The organism is Pseudomonas sp. GW460-LB5 (assembly GCF_059423245.1).
Map to the genome: position 1 here is coordinate 37,828 of NZ_JBWKXT010000027.1, position 18,216 is coordinate 56,043.

The 18,216-nt window shown below is 59.3% G+C and carries 30 protein-coding genes; 24 read left to right on the forward strand and 6 right to left on the reverse strand.

Features of this window, described 5'->3' with window-relative positions:
* Positions 1–23: 23 nt before the first annotated feature.
* Positions 24–455 (reverse strand): LexA family protein, encoded by a 432-nt coding sequence (locus tag AC07XM_RS17190; protein ID WP_102667791.1) that lies wholly within the window; start codon positions 453–455, stop codon positions 24–26.
* Positions 456–592: 137 nt separating this feature from the next.
* Here AC07XM_RS17190 and ligD point away from each other — a divergent pair, with 137 nt between their 5' ends.
* Together ligD and AC07XM_RS17200 are read left to right on the forward strand one after the other, a co-directional pair.
* Complete coding sequence (gene ligD, locus AC07XM_RS17195) at positions 593–1,543, forward strand: non-homologous end-joining DNA ligase (protein WP_102667792.1); 951 nt, start codon at positions 593–595, stop codon at positions 1,541–1,543.
* A 30-nt stretch (positions 1,544–1,573) separates the two neighbouring features.
* Positions 1,574–1,849 carry a hypothetical protein gene (locus AC07XM_RS17200; protein ID WP_146018905.1) on the forward strand — a complete coding sequence of 92 codons (276 nt, stop codon included), beginning with the start codon at positions 1,574–1,576 and terminating at the stop codon, positions 1,847–1,849.
* Between the two features lie 1,093 nt (positions 1,850–2,942).
* On the opposite strand, the gene AC07XM_RS17205 is transcribed toward AC07XM_RS17200, so the two are convergent.
* The 4 genes from AC07XM_RS17205 to AC07XM_RS17220 are packed head-to-tail and all read right to left on the reverse strand — an operon-like array spanning position 2,943 to position 4,129.
* Positions 2,943–3,248, reverse strand: a complete 306-nt coding sequence (locus AC07XM_RS17205) for a hypothetical protein (protein WP_172455931.1) — start codon at positions 3,246–3,248, stop codon at positions 2,943–2,945.
* Between the two features lie 13 nt (positions 3,249–3,261).
* Positions 3,262–3,483 (reverse strand): hypothetical protein, encoded by a 222-nt coding sequence (locus AC07XM_RS17210; protein WP_102667794.1) that lies wholly within the window; start codon positions 3,481–3,483, stop codon positions 3,262–3,264.
* Positions 3,484–3,530: 47 nt separating this feature from the next.
* Entirely contained in the window at positions 3,531–3,830 is a 300-nt protein-coding gene (locus AC07XM_RS17215; protein WP_102667795.1) for an addiction module antidote protein, read from the reverse strand.
* The gene (locus AC07XM_RS17220) at positions 3,827–4,129 is read right to left on the reverse strand and encodes a type II toxin-antitoxin system RelE/ParE family toxin (RefSeq protein WP_011005862.1); all 303 of its coding nucleotides are present in this window, start codon (positions 4,127–4,129) and stop codon (positions 3,827–3,829) included. The genes AC07XM_RS17215 and AC07XM_RS17220 overlap by 4 nt, the downstream gene beginning before the upstream one ends.
* Before the next feature lie 202 nt (positions 4,130–4,331).
* On the opposite strand from AC07XM_RS17220, the gene AC07XM_RS17225 reads away from it, so the two are divergent.
* The 19 genes from AC07XM_RS17225 to AC07XM_RS17315 all read left to right on the forward strand — a co-directional run bounded on the left by AC07XM_RS17225 (position 4,332) and on the right by AC07XM_RS17315 (position 16,235).
* Positions 4,332–5,111, forward strand: coding sequence for a DUF4942 domain-containing protein (locus AC07XM_RS17225; RefSeq protein ID WP_102667796.1), 780 nt, complete (start codon positions 4,332–4,334; stop codon positions 5,109–5,111).
* 151 nt (positions 5,112–5,262) lie between these two features.
* Positions 5,263–5,631, forward strand: coding sequence for a hypothetical protein (locus AC07XM_RS17230; RefSeq protein WP_011005864.1), 369 nt, complete (start codon positions 5,263–5,265; stop codon positions 5,629–5,631).
* Positions 5,631–5,981, forward strand: a complete 351-nt coding sequence (locus AC07XM_RS17235) for a theronine dehydrogenase (protein ID WP_256587424.1) — start codon at positions 5,631–5,633, stop codon at positions 5,979–5,981. Before AC07XM_RS17230 ends, AC07XM_RS17235 begins: the two co-directional genes overlap by 1 nt.
* A 56-nt stretch (positions 5,982–6,037) precedes the next feature.
* Positions 6,038–6,256 (forward strand): hypothetical protein, encoded by a 219-nt coding sequence (locus AC07XM_RS17240; RefSeq protein ID WP_102667797.1) that lies wholly within the window; start codon positions 6,038–6,040, stop codon positions 6,254–6,256.
* Positions 6,257–6,322: 66 nt separating this feature from the next.
* Positions 6,323–7,414 (forward strand): adenine nucleotide alpha hydrolase family protein, encoded by a 1,092-nt coding sequence (locus AC07XM_RS17245; protein ID WP_207268619.1) that lies wholly within the window; start codon positions 6,323–6,325, stop codon positions 7,412–7,414.
* A gap of 142 nt (positions 7,415–7,556) precedes the next feature.
* A complete protein-coding gene (locus AC07XM_RS17250) occupies positions 7,557–7,799 on the forward strand; it encodes a hypothetical protein (protein WP_011005868.1) in 243 nt (80 codons plus the stop codon).
* A 51-nt stretch (positions 7,800–7,850) separates the two neighbouring features.
* Positions 7,851–9,533 carry a DNA cytosine methyltransferase gene (locus AC07XM_RS17255; protein ID WP_102667798.1) on the forward strand — a complete coding sequence of 561 codons (1,683 nt, stop codon included), beginning with the start codon at positions 7,851–7,853 and terminating at the stop codon, positions 9,531–9,533.
* Positions 9,534–9,623: 90 nt separating this feature from the next.
* Entirely contained in the window at positions 9,624–9,845 is a 222-nt protein-coding gene (locus AC07XM_RS17260) for a hypothetical protein (RefSeq protein WP_102667799.1), read from the forward strand.
* A 3-nt stretch (positions 9,846–9,848) separates the two neighbouring features.
* Positions 9,849–10,289, forward strand: coding sequence for a hypothetical protein (locus AC07XM_RS17265; RefSeq protein WP_102667800.1), 441 nt, complete (start codon positions 9,849–9,851; stop codon positions 10,287–10,289).
* Between the two features lie 10 nt (positions 10,290–10,299).
* The gene (locus AC07XM_RS17270) at positions 10,300–10,566 is read left to right on the forward strand and encodes a hypothetical protein (protein ID WP_146018906.1); all 267 of its coding nucleotides are present in this window, start codon (positions 10,300–10,302) and stop codon (positions 10,564–10,566) included.
* A 658-nt stretch (positions 10,567–11,224) separates the two neighbouring features.
* Positions 11,225–11,617, forward strand: coding sequence for a hypothetical protein (locus AC07XM_RS17275; RefSeq protein WP_102667801.1), 393 nt, complete (start codon positions 11,225–11,227; stop codon positions 11,615–11,617).
* Positions 11,618–11,641: 24 nt separating this feature from the next.
* On the forward strand, positions 11,642–12,187 hold the full coding sequence (locus tag AC07XM_RS17280; RefSeq protein WP_102667802.1) for a single-stranded DNA-binding protein: 546 nt from the start codon (positions 11,642–11,644) through the stop codon (positions 12,185–12,187).
* 68 nt (positions 12,188–12,255) lie between these two features.
* On the forward strand, positions 12,256–12,654 hold the full coding sequence (locus AC07XM_RS17285) for a hypothetical protein (protein ID WP_102667803.1): 399 nt from the start codon (positions 12,256–12,258) through the stop codon (positions 12,652–12,654).
* On the forward strand, positions 12,655–12,882 hold the full coding sequence (locus AC07XM_RS17290; RefSeq protein ID WP_102667804.1) for a hypothetical protein: 228 nt from the start codon (positions 12,655–12,657) through the stop codon (positions 12,880–12,882).
* 175 nt (positions 12,883–13,057) lie between these two features.
* Positions 13,058–13,885: a DUF932 domain-containing protein gene (locus AC07XM_RS17295; RefSeq protein ID WP_102667805.1), complete on the forward strand. Its 828-nt coding sequence runs from the start codon at positions 13,058–13,060 to the stop codon at positions 13,883–13,885.
* 58 nt (positions 13,886–13,943) lie between these two features.
* Positions 13,944–14,375, forward strand: coding sequence for a hypothetical protein (locus tag AC07XM_RS17300; RefSeq protein WP_102667806.1), 432 nt, complete (start codon positions 13,944–13,946; stop codon positions 14,373–14,375).
* A gap of 16 nt (positions 14,376–14,391) precedes the next feature.
* Positions 14,392–14,706, forward strand: coding sequence for a TrfB-related DNA-binding protein (locus AC07XM_RS17305; protein WP_102667807.1), 315 nt, complete (start codon positions 14,392–14,394; stop codon positions 14,704–14,706).
* A gap of 19 nt (positions 14,707–14,725) precedes the next feature.
* Positions 14,726–15,160 (forward strand): hypothetical protein, encoded by a 435-nt coding sequence (locus tag AC07XM_RS17310; protein ID WP_102667808.1) that lies wholly within the window; start codon positions 14,726–14,728, stop codon positions 15,158–15,160.
* A 55-nt stretch (positions 15,161–15,215) separates the two neighbouring features.
* Positions 15,216–16,235: a hypothetical protein gene (locus tag AC07XM_RS17315; RefSeq protein ID WP_103406157.1), complete on the forward strand. Its 1,020-nt coding sequence runs from the start codon at positions 15,216–15,218 to the stop codon at positions 16,233–16,235.
* A 648-nt stretch (positions 16,236–16,883) separates the two neighbouring features.
* On the opposite strand, the gene merR is transcribed toward AC07XM_RS17315, so the two are convergent.
* Positions 16,884–17,282 (reverse strand): mercury resistance transcriptional regulator MerR, encoded by a 399-nt coding sequence (gene merR / locus AC07XM_RS17320; RefSeq protein ID WP_003089120.1) that lies wholly within the window; start codon positions 17,280–17,282, stop codon positions 16,884–16,886.
* Between the two features lie 74 nt (positions 17,283–17,356).
* Here merR and AC07XM_RS17325 point away from each other — a divergent pair, with 74 nt between their 5' ends.
* The 3 genes from AC07XM_RS17325 to AC07XM_RS17335 are packed head-to-tail and all read left to right on the forward strand — an operon-like array spanning position 17,357 to position 18,215.
* Positions 17,357–17,707 carry a mercuric transporter MerT family protein gene (locus tag AC07XM_RS17325; RefSeq protein WP_003089115.1) on the forward strand — a complete coding sequence of 117 codons (351 nt, stop codon included), beginning with the start codon at positions 17,357–17,359 and terminating at the stop codon, positions 17,705–17,707.
* A gap of 12 nt (positions 17,708–17,719) precedes the next feature.
* A complete protein-coding gene (gene merP / locus AC07XM_RS17330) occupies positions 17,720–17,995 on the forward strand; it encodes a mercury resistance system periplasmic binding protein MerP (RefSeq protein WP_003150552.1) in 276 nt (91 codons plus the stop codon).
* 7 nt (positions 17,996–18,002) lie between these two features.
* Positions 18,003–18,215: a GDCCVxC domain-containing (seleno)protein gene (locus AC07XM_RS17335; RefSeq protein WP_003089113.1), complete on the forward strand. Its 213-nt coding sequence runs from the start codon at positions 18,003–18,005 to the stop codon at positions 18,213–18,215.
* Position 18,216: the final 1 nt, after the last annotated feature.

An 18,216-nucleotide genomic window follows, 5' to 3' on the forward strand; every position in this document is an offset into this window, starting at 1 on the left:
GCCCAAAAATCGGTCGAGGGTCTCTAGAACACATGTTTGGTCAAGTCCCAGGTCACCACGCCAAACACATCGACCGATCCGTATTCATCGGGGGTGATGGTCTTGTAGGCAGGGTTGGCCGACTCCAGAAGCCAACCATCACCTGGCGCCTTGGCCAGCCGCTTAACGAGGGGCTGGTTATCGACATACGCCAGCACGATCTGGCCAGAGCATGGGGTGATTGAGCGATCAACGATCAGCACCCCGCCGTCGAAGATCCCCGCGTCACGCATGCTCTCGCCTTCCACGCGCACGATGAAGACGTGCGCAGCTCGGATGTTCAACAACTCATCCAGGGAGATCGGTGGCTCGTAATAGTCCGCAGCGGGGCTTGGAAACCCGCCTGCAGCTGATCCGGCGAGGACAGCGAGTACCTGGCGGGAGTCTCGGAGTGGCTGGATTGACACGACGTTCATGGGGCACCGATTAATACTGTTTGCATATACAGTAATGCACGCCGTACGGCACGGCTAGAGCCGCCTGGACAAAAGGAGGATCTTTCCGCTTGCCGGATGATCCACAGCTTATCGAGTGCCATTGAGGCGCGTGCGTTATGGCCGTCAAGAAAAGCCAGCTCCCTGCCCGTATCCAGCCGCAATTGGTGGCCTTGCTCACGCGGCCTCCAGTCGGGGAATGGGCCTACGAGATAAAATTCGACGGGTACCGGATGTTCGCCCGCATCGATGCCGGCGTGGGCCTGTTCACGAAAAACGGCTACGACTGGACAGCTCGGATGCCACGACTTGCCCAGGACCTGCGGTCACTACCGATCAGGGGCGCTTGGCTCGATGGCGAGGTAATCGTGCAGGACGTGGAGGACCGGCCAGCGTTTCAGGCCCTGCAGGAAGCGTTCGCCACCGGGCGCACCGACCACCTGGTCTACTTCGCCTTCGACCTCTTGTTCATCGACAACGTGGACCTCCGCTCGCGCCCGGTCGAGGAAAGGCGAATGCTGTTGCGTGTCCTGCTGGAGCAGGTCGACCTGGACCAGGTGCGCTTTTCCGATACCCTCGATGCAGACCCGGCCAGTCTGCTGGCCAGCGCTTGCGCGCTCGGCATCGAGGGCATCGTCGGCAAACGGCGGGGCAGCGCCTACGCCGGCGAGCGCGACGGTTCATGGATTAAACTCAAGTGCGTGCAGCGACAAGAGTTCATCATCTTGGGCTTCACTCGCAGCTCAGCAGGCATCGGATCACTGCTGATCGGCCTGCACAACGACGCCGGCCAGCTGCAGTACGCTGGTCGTGTCAGATCCGGCTTCACAGGCCGCGAGCTGGATAGGCTCAAGGAACGGTTACGCCCATTGGTGCGGACTACGCCGGCAATGGAGGCGCCGCCAAAACTCAGCGGCGCCGTGGTGTGGCTAGAGCCAGTGCTTGTGTGCGAAGTGAAATTCGCTGAATTGACACCTGCAGGCAAGGTGCGCCATGCCGTTTACATTGCGCTACGCGAGGATAAGCCCGCCTTCGCAATCAGCCTGGAAAGCGATACCGACCCTGTGTGACCCACGGCCCATGTGAGCTGGGAGGCGAGCGTGTATGAGGTGCATATCGATGCCGAGTCATGCGTCATCCAATGCGAGATCCTGGATGTGATCGAGGCCGAACCTAACCCAGGCATCTGGACTAGCGACTGGGATGCCCAAGGCTACCGCGAGCTGGAATTCCGAGTGGTATCAGGTGTGGCGTACGACACAGAAGGGCATCCCAGTGATCTCGGGCGCAACGGCTGCGCCGAGCTGGTGGACCGGTACGCGGAGTTCATCGAGGACGAGCTTTGGATGCAGCTGGACGCCGAACGGGGTGGGTAGGGGCAAAAGAAAACCCGCGTTGGCCGAAGCCGCAGCGGGTTTTCTTCGTCAGTCAGGTGTTAGCCGTTCCAACTATCGCGAATCGCCTCTACCAGGAGCTTTGCGAGCACCTGAATAGAGAGATTCTTTAGGAAATTTTTCATCTCCAAAGACCTCGATTAGGGCCTCTGTCTCTATCAATGCTTTTCCGGAACACATGGCAGTGACAAGAGCATGGTCAGATGATCTTTGCGAGACGCGGGCGGGGCTGGTGTTAACCGGGGATCAAATCCGCGCGGGTTCCTACGCCCGCGTCCCTGGCAGTGAATCTTTAGACGGGAAGCACCCCACCCGGCTCACACTTCACAACTGACTGCCGGCGATCTTACCGGCTCCGCTGTCGCTGTGCCATCACAAAACGGGTTGACTTACATTTCAATGGGCGAAAAAAAACCGCCCTAGGAGGGCGGTTTTCTTCGGCATCGCGGTTAGGAGCCGCTTTGCCAGGTCTCGCAAAGATCATCTGACTGGGTTCATCATTGCAAGAGTTGACAGGTATGGCAACTATTTTTTGAGTAATGGACCAGTAAACGCTGGGGGAAACGAGCCAGCTCGCCATGGGCGTGCCCCCTTCGGGGGGCGGCTGTCGTGAACCAAGCCCTGGCCAAAAGCACGCCAGGTCTTGGCCCTTCGGGCTTCCATCCTCACGCCTCCGGCCTTCGGCCTGCGCGCTCCGCTTGCCGGTCGTTCCAGGCAACCACTGCGGCTAGCTCAGCAGCCATCGGCAGGAAGCGGACGCCCCAATGGCCTATCCGCCACCAGGCCTTGCCTGCAAGGGGCTTTCGCGGCATATCCTTGTTCGCTGCGCTCTCTGCGGTATTCCACGACCCCTTGCACGCGGCCTGGCTCTGGATAGTCCGGGCTTACCGCGTCCTACCGAAGGCTGCCGAGCAGATCCACCCAGCGGTGGTGTGCTTGCATTCCCAAAGAGCAAGGCGGCATCCGCTGCGCGGCTGCTGCTTTGAAAAGCGTTTGTTTCCCGCGCCCAAACACTCGGCATTAAAGCAGATTGGCAAGAGCGCCTGCGGTCAAGCGCTCGTTGGCATTTCGCCTGTTATAGGGAGCTATACATTTCGTATAGCCCGGTTACAGCGCCCCAAAGGCCGATGGCCAAAGTCAGTGCCGCATACAAGAGTAAGCGCTTGTGTTTGTCTGTGTACCCGGCGCTGTATCGGTTCTGAGGAAGGGTATTCCAATAGACGTACCCTTGAATCCCCTTTGGCAGAACAACCAGAAATGCGAAGCCCTTGAAGCTCCATTCAGCCTCTGGTAACCAGGGGCTGCCTGCCAGCCAGTAGGCGCAGGCAATCCACAGAATCCATCCCCAGGCGAAAAGCGCCTTGCTTTGATTAGTGGCCATGACCTTTTCCATATCAACCTCGCTTGTCCGAGCGACCTTCCTTCCAGGTCATGCCGTAAAAAATGGCGATTCCCAAAATGGCGCCGATAGGGCCTGCGCGTTCAGCCCATTCGATTGGAAGGGCTGTAGGGAAGGCCAGTTTTAAGCCGATCACAAATATGGTGAGTACGATCCACCCTAAGCCTGCTGCAACGGGTGTGAGCAAAATGCGTTTGACGATCAGATCCGTGTTCATAGCAACTCCATTTTGATGCGGTTAACAGTTGTTCGGCGCCCTGGTCACTAGTGCGCCGGCTCGATGTGCTTGCGGGTTGTGAGATCCAAGCCGACGGCACGCATCACGGCCAGCAAGGTTTTCAAGGTTGGATTGCCCTTGTCCGAGAACGAACGGTAAAGATGTTCGCGGGAAAGCCCGGACTCGTTGGCCAGAGCGGTCATTCCCTTGGCGCGAGCTACGACACCCAGGCATTTTGCGATATAGGCTGCATCGCCCGTTTCGAATGCGTCTTCCATGAATACTGCGATGGACTCCGCATCGGTCAGCGCATCAGCAGGGTCATAGTCGTAAAATTGCTCTTTCATTCATCGTCACTCCACTGGCTTGCCAAGGTTTTAGCGGTTTCGATATCCCGTGCTTGGCTGCTCTTGTCTCCACCACACAACAACAGGACCAGCTGGTTACCGCGTTGCTGGAAATACACGCGGTATCCGGGGCCGTGGTGGATACGCAGTTCGCTGATCCCTTGGCCCACTGGCTGAACGTCTCCAAGCAAACCATGCGCAACGCGGAAGACTCGCGCAGCGATGATGGCTTTGGCCTGCTTGTCTCGCAGCTTGCGTTCCCAGTTCCTGTACGTGGCGGTTTGCTTAATCGTCTTCATGGGTTTAATTGTAGCTTATAAATCACGCTTTGGGCAAGGTTCTCGCATGCGAGAAAGTCAATTTCTAGTAAATATAATATTGACCATAAGTTGACGCAAGGGGTTATTTTTGGGATACTGAATCCGTCGAAGCAATCCCGCCTCGACAGCCCGGATTCAGCGGCGGCAACCGCTCCGGGCAAACTGCGAAGGAGTACGAAGAATGTCTATTTTCAAAGAGTTGGCGCTACCCACTACGCTGGACGATCTGCTAGCTGCCCGCGAAGAAGCGCTGCGCCTGATGGCAGACGCACGCCGCACACTTGAAATGGCCAAGGAGGTTCTAGCACCTCATGGTCGTCATCTGATGCCTCATGCCGCGCAGATCAGGGAGGACCAGGATCGGGTGCGCCGCGAGCTGGATACCTCCCTTTGGCGTCGTGCGTTCGATATGACCGGATTTAAACAGCTCATGGACGCCGAGGCCGTAGCGGAGTTTGAGAAAAGCCTTTGCCCATCCCCGCCTGAATTCACCGCGTCGACCATCAGCGCGACGTTCATTGACTTGCGGATAAACGCCGAATCGATGTTCCAACGGGGTGTTTTCAACGTGTTCCGGTATCTCTCCGACGACTACCGCACCAACGCCAAAGAGCCGTTCCGCATCGGCCCGAAAGTGATCATGGAAGGCATGGTCGAACCTTCGTTCAGAAGTGGACTCTGCATCCGCTACGGTTCGTGGGCCAAGGACAAGCTCAATGACCTTGATCGGGTATTTCAGACGCTCGATGGCAAGCCCTTCCAGTCGCACGCATTGACCTCAGCTATGGACGCTGCCTTTCAGGCTGGAGAAGTGTTCGAGAATGAGAACTACCGGGCCAAGGCGTTCAAGAAAGGCACACTGCACCTGGAGTTCCTGCGCCTGGATCTGCTGGACAAGGTGAATGAGCAGATTGCCGAATATTACGCCGGCAACGTCCTGCCAGACGCCCGCGCAGCGTAGTAAACAAACGTCACTATCAGTCAAATTAGATTTGACTGATGGTTGACTTATTCGGGGTCCTTTGCGATACTAACCACGTCGAAGCAATACCGCCTCGACAGCCTGGGTCCAGCGGCGGCAACCGCTCCGGGCACACTGCGAAGGAGTTTCCATGAGCGCCTATATCCTGAATCGGTTCCACATCTCCGCCATCCTCATGTTCAGCTGCACCGGCAAGCCGGATGCCACCACCTACCAGATCCTCGCCGATAAAGGCCAGCAGCTGCTCGACGAAAACATCCGCTCCGTACGCACGCGCTACCCAGGCGAAACGTTCAAGGCCGAGCTGTTCGGCCTGGATGAAACCGTGCGCAAGCCCACCCCCCTCGAAGTCCTCAAGCTCATCCAGTGCCTGGAATATCAGTCCAATCAAAACCCCGACTACTACGCGACCCAGGCATTCCGCACGTTGCATGAAATTCGCCGCATAGCCCAGTCCAAGCTGCCGGGCTGGGATCAGGCGAGTTGGGATCTGGTCTGATGGCCGCTAGTGCCCAGCAAGTAGCGCCGCCCATGTGGCGCTACTCCCTGCGCTGGTGCCTACCTCACTTGCCATGCCCCGGTGACTTTGAACTGCTGGTGATCGAGGCGCCGGCAGGGCAGAAGCTCCCCGAGGAAATGCGCAAGGCGTGGGAGGCCCGGCCCGAAGGGTACGGCGTCTGTCTCGACTTCCCCGCCTCGCAGGCGGTCAAGCGCTGGAGCGCCGAGGCAAAAGGCAAGGTGAGGCGCAAAAACCTGGAGCGCCGGATCGAAAAGCAGGCCCCGCTGTTCGCGGACGAGCTGATAGCCCGCGAACTGGCCCAGCGCCCCACCTATTTCGAAGGCAAGTAACCCAAAGCCGGTACAAGCGGCGGCAACCGCGCCGGCACAGCGAAGAAGATTCCCCCATGACTACATACCGTGTCGTTTGGTCCGTTGATATCGACGTTGACGGCGATCATCGAGCAGCCGCAGAGGCTTGCGCGCGCCACTACTTCCAGCCGCGAATTGCTGATGGCGATCCCGACATTGCATGCGTGTTTGAGGTGACGGGACCGAACAACAAACCCGCCTTGGTCGATCTGGTGCCGAGCTTGTGCGATCTCATTGGTGACGACACCGAGTAACCGCCACCCCAACAGTGCCCGGATCCAGCGGCGGCAACCGCTCCGGGCACTGGCGAAGGAGTACGCATGAACGCGATCAGCCGCGGCTGCCCATCGGGCGGCGCCCACCCTGTTTTATCACTTGCCCAGGTCGAGGCCCTGCGCGCTGCGCTGTCAGGCCGCCTGCTGGCCGTCTGTTTCGGATCTGGCGTGGATTCCACGGCCATGCTGGTAGCCTTGCACGCGGCAGGGCTGCGCCCGGATATCATCACCTTTGCCGACACCGGCGCGGAGAAACCCGAAACGCTGGCACACATCGAGGCGATGGATTCCGTGCTGCGTGCGTGGGGCTGGCCAACCGTCAGCGTGTGCCGGAAGAAACCGAAGCCCACCACCGGCTACCAGGATTTGTACGGCAACTGCATGGCCAACGAAACGTTGCCCAGCCTGGCCTTTGGCATGAAATCCTGTTCGGTGAAATGGAAACAGGTTCCCCAGGATCAGTTTCTTATGGGCGCACGTTCTGGCCCGAATGCCAGGCCTCCACACCCTGTATGGGAGCATGCCAAGGCGACAGGGCAGCGCATTGTCAAACTGATTGGCTACGACTGCGGCAAAGCTGATCTGCGCCGCTCCAAAGCGCTCAAGCCTGCGGACACGAACTTCGATTATGTCTATCCGTTGCAGCTGGTGCGCTGGACTCGCCGAGATTGTGTGCGGGCAATCACCCAGGTCCTTGGCGCCGACCTGGTGCCGATCAAATCAGCCTGTTTCTTCTGCCCTGCCTCGAAGCACTGGGAATTGTACTGGCTCGCCGCGAACCACCCCGAGCTGCTGGAGCGCGCCCTGTTGCTTGAGCGCAACGCGCTCACCGGAAAGCACAGCCGATTCGACGCGGTGCAGTTCGGCGCATCGTGGGAACACCTGGTGCGAAATGCCGATGGCTTTCCCAGCACGACGACGACCGTAGGGCTTGGGCGCAGCTTCGCTTGGAACCAGTGGGCCAGGGTCAATGACGTTGTAGACGAGCAGTTCAACGTCAGGCGAACCGCTGCCGATCGAGCGCGCTTTGCGGCCTTGTCCGACAGCTTGCGTGATCCAGACAATGCCCTGGACTCGCGTACGCCAGGGATTCCCGTGGTTGATATCACCGACTCCGAGCAGTTAGAACTATGGTAAATTGTTAGTCAAAATAGATTTGACCATAAGTTGACATTACCAAAGACCTTTGCGATACTGGGAACCGTCGAAGCAATCCTGCTTCGACAGCCTGGAACCAGCGGCGGCAACCGCTCCGGGCACTTGCGAAGGAGTTACAAACATGGCTATCGAATCTCACCTGTTCTATTTCAGCTCAGCCGCGCAGCTGCGCGACTTCTCCGGCTTCACCGTCGAGCCGTCCCACCAAGCCCGCCCAGGGCAAGAACCTTCCACCGTCACCATGTACACGGTTGTCGCTCAGCGCTCCGGTATCGGTCAGCGCGAAGTCATCGCAGAGTTCCCGCTGGAACTGCACGCCGAGATTTTCCGCGACATGGCCGAGGCGACAGCCCGAGCCATCTGACCACAGCCCCGCCCGGACCGTGGGTCCGGGCATTCGTGACGGATGACGAACATGCTTACCAAGTATGTGCTCAAGCACTTTCATTTCTGCTGCGGGCTTGGCGGCGGTGCCAAGGGTTTCAACCAAAACAAAGAGGTGGTCGGTCACCTGCAGGCGGATTGGCGCTGCATTGGCGGTGTCGATGTGGACGCCGGCGCGCTGCGTGATTTCCACCGCATCGCCGGCGTGCCCGGCACCCAAATGGACCTGTTCACCCGCGAGCAGTACACCGCGTTTCATGGCAAGGAGCCGCCTGCCGACTGGAGGGAGGCCACCCCGGCCGATATCCGCCGCGCTGCCGGCTGGCAGGATCCTGATGTGGTGTTTATCAGCAGCCCCTGCAAAGGCGCCTCTGGCCTGCTGTCCGAGGCCTTGAGCCTCACCCCCAAGTACCAGGCCCTCAATGAATTGACGCTGCGCTGCGTGTGGCTCATGTGCGAAGCCTGGCAGCACAACCCGCCCGGCCTGATCGTGTTCGAGAACGTGCCGCGCTTGGCCACCCGTGGCCGGCACCTGCTCGATCAGATCCTCCAGGTGCTGAACTTCTTCGGCTACGCCGTGAGCGAGACAACCCACGACTGCGGAGAACTGGGTGGCTTGGCCCAAAGCCGCAAGCGCTTTCTGCTGGTGGCCCGGCACGTTGAAAAGGTGCCGCCTTTCCTTTACGAGCCCGAGAAAAAATCCCTGCAATCGGTCGGTGCTGTTCTTGGACGCATGCCGCTGCCTGGCGATATCGAGCGCGCCGGCCCGATGCACCGCGTTCCGGCGCTGCAATGGAAAACATGGGTTCGGCTTGCCCTGGTCGAAGCTGGCAAGGATTGGCGCAGCCTCGATCAGTTGGCCATCGAGGACGGCTACCTGCGCGACTTTGTGATTGTGCCGGAAGCCTTCTCCGGCTATCTCGGCGTACGGAGCTGGGGTGACTCGGTAGGCACCGTGGCGGGGCAGACCGGCCCAACCAACGGCGCGTTCTCCGTCGCGGATCCGCGCAGCCCGGCTCAAGCGGCGCAGTACCAGCAATATGGCGTACGGCGCTGGGAAGACGCGAGCGGCGCAATCATCGGCATCAAGTCGCCAGGGCAGGGCACGTTCAGCGTGGCCGATCCGCGTGGCGCAGCTGGTGGCCACGGCAAATACAACGTCACCCGCTGGGAAGGCTCAGCGCGGACTGTCATCGCTGGCAGCACGACGGGGCAGGGGGCTTTCGCAGTACAGGATCCGCGCCCAGGCCTGCGGCGCGTGAAAGGTGATGCGTATCTGACTGGTGGCCATTACGGCGTGGTGCCATGGGAGGGCTTGGCCGGCGCAGTTTCCGCCAGTGCGCGCCTGGACAATGGCCGGTGGAGCGTGGCCGATCCGCGTATGCCAGCCGCCAATGATCGGTTGACCTGCGTGATTCGCAGTCTCGACGGGACCTGGCACCGCCCGTTCACCACCCTTGAAATGGCAGCGCTGCAAAGCCTGGTCGACCCCGAGGAAATGCTAGAGCTGGACGGGTTGAGCGACCAAGCGTGGCGCGAGCGGATCGGCAACGCTGTGCCGCCAAAAGCCGCCGAGGCTATCGCCGGCGTTATGGCCCGTACCCTTCTGCTGGCCAAGCAAGGCGAAACCTTCTTGCTCAGCCATATGCCGGTATGGGTGCGGCCCGTCGCAGTCGGCCTTTCTCTGGCCAGCGATCTCGACAAAGCAGCATGACAAAATCAAGCGCCCCTCCCGGGGCGCCTCACTAGGCCCGGACATACGGCGGCAACCGTCCCCGGGAAAACCACGCGAAGGAGATTCACCATGTTCCGCGATCTCACGATGAGCAAAGCCCAACGTTCCAGCCAAGCCCTGCATACCGCTGCGCGGTTGGCAGAGCACAACAAGAAGTGGTATTCAGCCGCCGAGCTGTACGAAGCCGCTGCATCCTTGTGGCCAGGCAAAGGCATCAGTCTGATGCGCCGTGCTGAACAGTGCCGCTCTCTGGTTGTCGATGCCAGCGATGAAATGGATTTCGAGGATTGAGCCATGGACGCAAAAACGGAACAGGAACTGACCGCGTATCTCGATGTGCTGCTTTGGCTGGAAATTGCCTCGGTTGCCGAAATCGAGAGGGCGCTATCGACAGCCACAACGGTTGAACGTGAGGACCTGGAGCTGGGTATTCAGAGCCTCATGGACTCCGACCGTCCTGCCCTGGCGAACTACTTCCCGCACCTGGTCAGCCGGCCCACCTCGCTTTCGGAAGTCCGGCTCAAATTCAAAGCGGTGGGCCAGGCGATGGATCTACTAGAAGACTCGACACGCCGGCGTGTGACGGATTCGACCTATCCGCTGATGGGCTATGGCGCAGTAGCCGCTGCGATTGCCAAGCTGCAGTACCTGAACAAGATCACGCCGTCGCAACGTGAGTTGCTACTGAGCGAGCTGGCCAGCCTCAAAGGTGGCGGCATGCGGCTGGACAATTGAGGGGGTAGATATGAATCGTTTAGATAAACGCCGGAGCCGTTGGCCCGTAATTCTCTGCGTGGCTGGAGGCGTTCTTATTTTCGTTGTGGAAATGTTCTCATCATGGCACATGACTCAACGTCGTATTGAGAGAAAGAACCAGGAGAAGGCGCGCTATCAGCAAGAGCATTATCCAGCGGTTTCATCGACACCTGAGAGTCCACGCATCAAGGTGTATGTCCCCCAAGGTGTTTCGCCGAATACGGCACGTGTCATTGAAGAAGCCGCTGCGCCATGAGCCCTGTGCGTGCCCCCTTCGGGGGGCGGCTGTCGTGAACCAAGCCCTGGCCAAAAGCACGCCAGGTCTTGGCCCTTCGGGCTTCCATCCTCACGCCTCCGGCCTTCGGCCTGCGCGCTCCGCTTGCCGGTCGTTCCAGGCAACCACTGCGGCTAGCTCAGCAACCATCGGTAGGAAGCGGACGCCCCAATGGCCTATCCGCCACCAGGCCTTGCCTGCAAGGGGCTTTCGCGGCATATCCTTGTTCGCTGCGCTCTCTGCGGTATTCCACGACCCCTTGCACGCGGCCTGGCTCTGGATAGTCCGGGCTTACCGCGTCCTACCGAAGGCTGCCGAGCAGATCCACCCAGCGGTGGTGTGCTTCCATTCCCAAAGAGCAAGGCGGCATCCGCTGCGCGGCTGCTGCTTTGAAAAGCGTTAGTTCCCGCGCCCAAACACTCGGCATTAAAGCAGCTCGGCAGAGCAGTCAAGCGTACGACGCAATTAAAAGCGGTATTTTCTCGCGTGCGAGAATTTCGATAAATGGTCCATTTAGATTTGACCAATAGTTGACTTTGGCGAAGCCCTTTGCGATACTAACTCTGTCGAAGCAATTCCGCCTCGACGGCCTGGATCAAGCGGCGGCAACCGCTCCAGGTAAACCGCGAAGGAGCTACCCATGACTATCACCGCGCAAGCCCCAACTTTTGGCAACTGGCTCACCCCAGGCGACTTTCTGAACTTCGCCAAAAAGATTTGGGCACCGGTCACTGAATCGAACATCGAGGCGATGGAGCGCAAGGTAGACGACCTCTATGGCGCGGCATGCAAGCGCTATCCCACCTATGACACCATGGTGCACAACGCCTTCTGTGCAAGCATGGATTCGGCGTTTGGCACCGATGAGCAAGCCGAGGGAGTGGCAGAAGTCTTTGCGTACGCCCGCGATGCGTATGGCTATATGTCGGCCAGTGAACGCGAGGCGCAGCGCCAGGAAGACGCCGATAACGGCATTTGCAGTCATGGCCTGGACAGCATGACCTGCCCTTGCGGTTGCTTCGAGAACGACTAACCCAGACGGAAAAGGAGATTCATCATGGCCCGTGGCGTAAACAAAGTAATCCTGGTCGGTACTTGCGGCCAGGATCCAGAAGTCCGCTACCTTCCCAACGGCAACGCTGTGACCAACCTCAGCCTGGCCACCAGTGAGCAGTGGACCGACAAGCAGACCGGCCAGAAGGTCGAGCGCACCGAATGGCACCGTGTGTCGCTGTTCGGCAAGGTGGCCGAGATCGCCGGCGAATACCTACGCAAAGGCTCGCAATGCTACATCGAAGGCAAGCTGCAGACCCGCGAGTGGGAGAAGGATGGTATCAAGCGTTACACCACCGAAATCATTGTCGACATGCAAGGCACGATGCAGCTGCTAGGCGGTCGCCCGCAGAACCAACAACAAGGCGGTGATCCGTACAACCAGGGCGGCAGCAACCAGCAACCCCGCCAACAAGCCCCGCGTCAACAGCGCCCGCAGCAGCGGCCTGCACCTCAGCAGCCTGCACCTCAGCCGGCAGCGGACTTTGACAGCTTCGATGACGACATACCGTTCATGGATCCGTACCGCTTCAGCTGGCACCTTCAGTAATCCGATGCCGGCCAGTCCGAGCGTAACCAGCCCAGCGCTAAGCTGGGCTTTGTAAATACGGAGTTTGAATGAAAAACCTATCGTGCTTGATAGCCGCAATTGGTCTTGGCCTCAGCTACCAGGCCGCATCTGCAAACGATGCGGCTGGCAAGATCACTCTCAATACGCTGGCCGTCATGAAAGGCGCGACCATGAACACGACCGACTGGGATTATGTCGACGGGAAATCAAGTGTCTATGTGACACTGACCTCAACAGAGGACATTTCCCTGGTGCCCGTGAAATACCATGGGATTGTGAATGCAAAAATGAAAAACGCTCACCTTGAGCAAATAGACCGCGACAACGTCCAGGACGCGTGTCATGCAGTCTTTCATTTCAACGACTGGGCGACTGGCAAGATGTATAAAATGGATGGCCGTAACGTGATGTGTGAAGAAGCACAGAGCAATCCGGGGGGTGAGTAAATGCGTTTACTTGCCTTCATTCACGCGCTGATTTTGTTGGGGGCCATGTTCATGGTCGGTCGCTCCGACTATGCGAAAGATTACGGATATCTCGCGCTAGGGCTCGCGATAATCGGCATGGTGATTTCAGCACGTAGCCAAACCTGGCTTGGTAAAGCGGTTAGCCTTTGGGCAATCGTGATAGGGGTGGCAGCGGTCGCGGGTTGGCAATGGTCAGCCTTAGCTTAAAGAGGCCCGGCAAATCAGCCGGGCTTTTTGTCGACAGGCGGTCAAATTAGATTTGACTGATAGTTGACTTATGTTCAGCCCTTTGCGATACTAACCCTGTCGAAGCAATCCCGCCTCGACAGCCTGGAACCAGCGGCGGCAACCGCTCCAGGCAAATCGCGAAGGAGATACAAAAATGCGTCTATCCAGCAACTTCCGTAACCCTTGCATGGTCCGCAGCGACAGCCCACTGAGCAACGACGAGATCGCCCGTGTTGCTCCCTCGATCTTTGCCGAGGAAGCGCACGAAAGCCGCTCCGATCGCTACCGCTACATTCCCACCGTCGACGTACTCGAAGCGCTGCGCAGTGAAGGGTTCATGCCGTTCATGGCCTGCCAAACCCGCGTGCGCAACACCGACAAGCGCGAACACACCAAGCACATGATCCGCCTGCGTCACGCCAATACCATCGTGGCCAAGGAAGCCAACGAAATCATCCTGCTGAACAGCCACGACGGCACCAGCAGCTACCAGATGATGGGCGGTTGCTTCCGTTTCGTATGCGCCAATGGCCTGGTGCTGGGCGAGGCCGCGATGGACCAGAAAGTGCGCCACAGCGGTCGCCAGGATGTTATCGGGGATGTGATCGAGGGCGCGTATGAAGTCCTGAATCAGTTCGAGCTGATCGAGGATCAGCGCGAAACCATGAAAAGCATCCAGCTGGGCAACGACCTGCAGCACGCTTTCGCCGAGGCAGCACTTGCCTACCGCTATGACCCAGCGGACGGCCCAGCGCCGGTAACTGCAAGCCAGCTGCTGGCACCGCGTCGCCGCGAAGACGCCACCAATGACCTTTGGTCGACCTTCAACCGCGTACAGGAAAACACCATCAAAGGAGGGCTGCGAGGCCGCAACAAACAAGGGCGCCGTACCAGCACCCGTGCCGTCTCCGGCATTGACCAGGACGTGAAGCTCAATCGCGCCCTGTGGGTTCTGGCCCAGCACCTGCGCCAAGCCGCCTAACAGCCCCAGGCCGGGCGCCCAGTGCGCCCGGTCTGCACCATGCAAGGAGATCGCAGCCATGCAAAAAGTTTTCTATGTACCCGGCCAAACCGCAATCATCGACTATGCCCGCGAAATCGGCCCGAATGCCTGGGCCGCGCGCGGAACCTGGCTCATGCTGCCAGAGATCCAGGTAAGACACCCCGGCGCTGTGCTGGGGGATGAAGTGGGTTTTCTGAAAGCTCAGGAAGCCGCCCACGGCACCCAGCCGGCGCGCATTACCGAAACCCGGTATGACTTCGCGCTTAGCCGCGCTCAGGTGCTCGACTATCACGCCGGCGAGGCCGGCGATTCGTTCATACTGCAGGCCCCCGAGATTGGCGACCTGGTGCGCGTGTACGCCCGTTCACGCGGTCAATACTGGTCGTTCCTTGCACTGCCAACGATCACGCATTGCGAGATCTGGCAACGCATCAGCGAGGCTGGGGGGCCGCGGCTGATTGAACACTGACCCTAGGAGCTGATGAATGCAGCCGATGTACACCAAAGAAGAATGGAAGAAGGTTGCGCCCCTCTTTGCTTCCAAACGCCTGGCTATCTCGACCGTCGAGATAGCCAAGGCTGTTCTAGTCGATGGCCAGCGCATCACGGATGTGGCGGAGGCAAGGGGGATGAGCAAGCAGACAGCACACGCAGCGGTTAAGCGCGTGCGAAAGATCCTAGAGGACCACGGCGCCGGCGAGCTGGTACCCGTCTTGGTGTGGCTGCCCCCTGATCTGGCGGAGCAGGTACGGGAAATGGCTAAGCCATACCCGCAACCGGCGCCGCAAAAACCGAAGTAAACGACAAAAGGAAATTGGTATGAAAACCATCGTGGGTTTGTTTTGGTCGGTGATGGCCGGCTTTGCAATGGCTTGCGCTGTCATCGGTTTCGCCCAGCTATTGGGAGCCGGTGCGGATTCGCTTGGATTCACAGTTTGGACGTTCCGCTATTACGCACTATCCCTTTGCGTAAGCGGCGCTCTGCTGGTGTTCTCAAAACCAGTTCGCCAACATTCGAAGCTGATGTTTGCTTACCTTGTGGCCGTGATACTGGTCTTGGCTGTTGGCTTTCAAGCGTATGCGGAGCCTGCCACCTCGACCATGGATCTTGCTGCTAACGCTCAGGCCATGGCGATATTCCTGGCCAAGCTGGTCATGTATGTCGTACCTGGTGGAGTGACTGCTTTCTACGCATTTATTGCCTACGAATCTTTGCCTTTCCGGGGCGCCAAGCCGACCGGGAACGATGCCTAAATCCGCCGCGAGGGCTGGCAAGCCAGCCCTTCTATGACGTCACAAGGAGAGACAAATGTCGTCGTCAGATGATCTCATTTTCCCCGTAGGATGGCCTCACTCGGTTTCTATTCACAACGTCACCCTGGTAGGTGGCCAACTCAGCGATGACGGGGCAACGCCCCAACTGATCGTTGAGTACCAGGGCAAACAGCATGTTCTGCGTGCTACTCGCTCAGTGAACGAAAGTGACATAGGCAAAATGGGCTATGTGCTGCCATCAAAATTTCTGTCTGCAGCTGAACACGGCGCCATGATTTTCAGGGCCTACCAGGATCAGAGTCTACGCCGCGTGTACGAACTGGACACCACGAACGATGAATTTCAAATGGTGCCGCTGAATCATGGGAAGTGGCCCCATCATCGAGCGCACTCGCAATGCGGATGGCGTTGCGATAGTCGGCCTACCGGTTTTCTCGCTCCTGCAGGGCTTGTCCCAGGGGCCAACGGCGAATTTGTGCCTGATGAAACGGAAGTCGTTTCTGTACGCATTCCACCCGAATTCGAGTGGGAAGCACGCCGGCATCAGATGAAGCCTGCCGATCTGCTCGAAAGCTTCATTGGCGACCTGGCCGGCATTCAGAACTACGGAAGCAATCCTCGGGCTGATCGCTTCGGTAGCAACGGCAGCGATGAACGCATGCTAGCCGAACACTGGCTAGAGCGAGCGCATGGCATGAATGCCATAGACCCCGACCAGCTGAACCAACAGGATGATGAAGCCAAGGAATGGGATGCGCAGCAGGACGAATGGTCCGATATGCTGGGCGAGTACGCTGATCGAGGCGGCGATCCCCAGCAGTTGCTGAAAGCCGTTGACGGTGTGCTGGCCAAACTGGACGAGTTGGGTCCTGATTTCGTGCTGGATCTGCAGGCCGAGGTTGAAGCGGCTCCAACGCTGCCCAAACTCACCGAGCTGAATCCCTCCCAGCTGGCCTACCTTGAGAAGTGGCTGGCCAGCAACGGCCCGAACAACCTCCTAAAGTGGCCAGGTTGGCATAGCGCCCGAGTTGGCCAGGCTCCGAAAGACGTTTGATTCCCTTCCTTGTGCGTGCCCCCTTCGGGGGGCGGCTGTCGTGAACCAAGCCCCGGCCAAAAGCGCGCCGGGTCTTGGCCCTTCGGGCTTCCATCCTCACGCCTCCGGCCTACGGCCTGCGCGCTCCGCTTGCCGTTTGTATCGTACGGCCGAGGGGCAACTTTTAGCCCGGCCTCACGGCCGGGACGGCCCATCCCACCTGGTAATCAAGATCGAGGGCGAGCCGGCCAGCAGGCCGGGCGCTGCAGCAGCTCGCGTGGGAGCAAGTGCATGGCTCGGGAAATCGCCCTGCAGTTGCCCACCGCCCAGGCGATGATGCACACCTGGTCCGTGGACAACTGCACCGCTCGCTCTGGCCCTTGTTGGGGCCTCGCTCGCTGGACGATTTTGCGTGCGCGAACTGCTGCAGCGTAGGAGCAGCCTTCGGCGACCAAGAGCTGCGCCCTTGGATCCGCAAGCACAGAAGCGCTTAGATGCCCTAAAGCATATATGCGTTAGGTGTTCGAAACGTATTGCTACTCAGCTTGGCCACCAGGGCATTACCTCGGGATCGGCTAGGGGTTTGGGGAGCAATGGAACCAAAAACCAACGTAAGCTCTGAATCCCACCGTAAAGGGGCTTTCCGATCTCCAGCTCACCCGCCAGGCATTACTCTCTGATCAGTGCCTCGATGATCGGGCAGATCGTTCCGCCGTCTCCCGCATCACATTGCTGCACCAGTTCGCCTAACAGTTGCTGCATGACGACCAAGTCGGCCATCTTCTGCTCGATCAACGCGAGCTTGCGTGCAGCCCGTGCTCGCGTTTCGGCACAGGCGCACGACTCATCCAGCGTCAGCAGTCCACCGACTTCCGAGAGCGTGAAACCCAGCGCCTGAGCCCGCTTGATGAAACGCAGTCGCTTCACCATGTCCACCGGATAGCGCCGATGGCCACCCAAGGGTTTGGCTGGTTCATCCAGCAGCCCGCGTCGCTGGTAGTAGCGGATCGTCTCGACGTTCACCCCGGCGGCGTCTGCCAGCTTGCCAATGGTCAGCTCTGTGGCCATCACTTTCTCCTTGATTCCGTACTTTGGTACGGAGTTTAGAATAGCACCTAGGCAATCAGGCTCAGGAGATGGGAATGGGGATGCAACTCACCGGGAAAGGCTCGCTGGTCGCGAGTTCGCTGACCGCCATCGGTGCGTCGGTGTGCTGTGTCGGGCCACTGGTGCTGTTGGCACTCGGTGTCGGCGGTACGTGGGTGGGCGCTCTGACCATGATGGAGCCACTACGCCCCCTCTTCATCGGGTTGACTCTACTGTTCCTGGGATTGGCATTCCGCAAGCTCTACCTGGTGCCACAGGTTTGTACGCCAGGTACACCCTGCGCCGATCCGCGCACGCTCGTGCGACAGCGACTCGTGTTCTGGATCGTCAGCGTGCTGCTGCTCGGCCTATTGGCCGTGCCGTGGCTCGCCCCGCTGTTCTACTGAAGGAGATTAACCATGCGCAAACTGCTGATCGCCGTGCTTTTCGCCTTGCCCTTCGTGGCGCTGGCGGCTCCCCCGAAAACCGTCACGCTCGACGTGCAGAACATGACGTGCGGACTCTGTCCGATCACGGTCAAGAAGTCGCTGGAGAAGGTGTCCGGCGTGAGTGACGTCCAGGTCAATTTCGACCAGAAGACGGCGACCGTCACCTACGATCCCGATAAGGCCCAGCCCGAGGCACTGACTGAGGCGACCGCGAACGCGGGATACCCCTCCACAGTGCAGAAGTGAGGTCACGATGAGCGCCATTGTCCTTGAGTCCGTGCTGACTTGCCCGCGCTGCGGCTTCGCCAAGCCGGAAACCATGCCCACGGACGCCTGCCAGTTCTATTACGAGTGCAGCAACTGCAAGGCGCTGCTGCGCCCCAACCCAGGGGATTGCTGCGTTTTCTGTTCGTTCGGCTCGGTGAAGTGCCCGCCGATCCAGCAGCAGCTTGGGTGTTGCTCATAGC

Bases quoted from the DNA above. Each gene is read 5' to 3' on its own strand.
- AC07XM_RS17260 (WP_102667799.1), top strand. From the start codon at position 9,624: ATGTTCCGCGATCTCACGATGAGCAAAGCCCAACGTTCCAGCCAAGCC.
- AC07XM_RS17190 (WP_102667791.1), bottom strand. From the start codon at position 455: ATGAACGTCGTGTCAATCCAGCCACTCCGAGACTCCCGCCAGGTACTC.
- AC07XM_RS17315 (WP_103406157.1), top strand. From the start codon at position 15,216: ATGTCGTCGTCAGATGATCTCATTTTCCCCGTAGGATGGCCTCACTCG.
- AC07XM_RS17270 (WP_146018906.1), top strand. From the start codon at position 10,300: ATGAATCGTTTAGATAAACGCCGGAGCCGTTGGCCCGTAATTCTCTGC.
- AC07XM_RS17335 (WP_003089113.1), top strand. From the start codon at position 18,003: ATGAGCGCCATTGTCCTTGAGTCCGTGCTGACTTGCCCGCGCTGCGGC.
- AC07XM_RS17305 (WP_102667807.1), top strand. From the start codon at position 14,392: ATGCAGCCGATGTACACCAAAGAAGAATGGAAGAAGGTTGCGCCCCTC.
- AC07XM_RS17245 (WP_207268619.1), top strand. From the start codon at position 6,323: ATGAACGCGATCAGCCGCGGCTGCCCATCGGGCGGCGCCCACCCTGTT.
- AC07XM_RS17230 (WP_011005864.1), top strand. From the start codon at position 5,263: ATGAGCGCCTATATCCTGAATCGGTTCCACATCTCCGCCATCCTCATG.
- AC07XM_RS17265 (WP_102667800.1), top strand. From the start codon at position 9,849: ATGGACGCAAAAACGGAACAGGAACTGACCGCGTATCTCGATGTGCTG.
- AC07XM_RS17255 (WP_102667798.1), top strand. From the start codon at position 7,851: ATGCTTACCAAGTATGTGCTCAAGCACTTTCATTTCTGCTGCGGGCTT.
- AC07XM_RS17275 (WP_102667801.1), top strand. From the start codon at position 11,225: ATGACTATCACCGCGCAAGCCCCAACTTTTGGCAACTGGCTCACCCCA.
- AC07XM_RS17250 (WP_011005868.1), top strand. From the start codon at position 7,557: ATGGCTATCGAATCTCACCTGTTCTATTTCAGCTCAGCCGCGCAGCTG.
- AC07XM_RS17285 (WP_102667803.1), top strand. From the start codon at position 12,256: ATGAAAAACCTATCGTGCTTGATAGCCGCAATTGGTCTTGGCCTCAGC.
- AC07XM_RS17215 (WP_102667795.1), bottom strand. From the start codon at position 3,830: ATGAAAGAGCAATTTTACGACTATGACCCTGCTGATGCGCTGACCGAT.
- merR (WP_003089120.1), bottom strand. From the start codon at position 17,282: ATGGCCACAGAGCTGACCATTGGCAAGCTGGCAGACGCCGCCGGGGTG.
- AC07XM_RS17225 (WP_102667796.1), top strand. From the start codon at position 4,332: ATGTCTATTTTCAAAGAGTTGGCGCTACCCACTACGCTGGACGATCTG.
- AC07XM_RS17310 (WP_102667808.1), top strand. From the start codon at position 14,726: ATGAAAACCATCGTGGGTTTGTTTTGGTCGGTGATGGCCGGCTTTGCA.
- ligD (WP_102667792.1), top strand. From the start codon at position 593: ATGGCCGTCAAGAAAAGCCAGCTCCCTGCCCGTATCCAGCCGCAATTG.
- AC07XM_RS17300 (WP_102667806.1), top strand. From the start codon at position 13,944: ATGCAAAAAGTTTTCTATGTACCCGGCCAAACCGCAATCATCGACTAT.
- AC07XM_RS17240 (WP_102667797.1), top strand. From the start codon at position 6,038: ATGACTACATACCGTGTCGTTTGGTCCGTTGATATCGACGTTGACGGC.
- AC07XM_RS17295 (WP_102667805.1), top strand. From the start codon at position 13,058: ATGCGTCTATCCAGCAACTTCCGTAACCCTTGCATGGTCCGCAGCGAC.
- AC07XM_RS17325 (WP_003089115.1), top strand. From the start codon at position 17,357: ATGGGGATGCAACTCACCGGGAAAGGCTCGCTGGTCGCGAGTTCGCTG.
- AC07XM_RS17220 (WP_011005862.1), bottom strand. From the start codon at position 4,129: ATGAAGACGATTAAGCAAACCGCCACGTACAGGAACTGGGAACGCAAG.
- AC07XM_RS17290 (WP_102667804.1), top strand. From the start codon at position 12,655: ATGCGTTTACTTGCCTTCATTCACGCGCTGATTTTGTTGGGGGCCATG.
- AC07XM_RS17235 (WP_256587424.1), top strand. From the start codon at position 5,631: ATGGCCGCTAGTGCCCAGCAAGTAGCGCCGCCCATGTGGCGCTACTCC.
- AC07XM_RS17280 (WP_102667802.1), top strand. From the start codon at position 11,642: ATGGCCCGTGGCGTAAACAAAGTAATCCTGGTCGGTACTTGCGGCCAG.
- AC07XM_RS17210 (WP_102667794.1), bottom strand. From the start codon at position 3,483: ATGAACACGGATCTGATCGTCAAACGCATTTTGCTCACACCCGTTGCA.
- merP (WP_003150552.1), top strand. From the start codon at position 17,720: ATGCGCAAACTGCTGATCGCCGTGCTTTTCGCCTTGCCCTTCGTGGCG.
- AC07XM_RS17205 (WP_172455931.1), bottom strand. From the start codon at position 3,248: ATGGCCACTAATCAAAGCAAGGCGCTTTTCGCCTGGGGATGGATTCTG.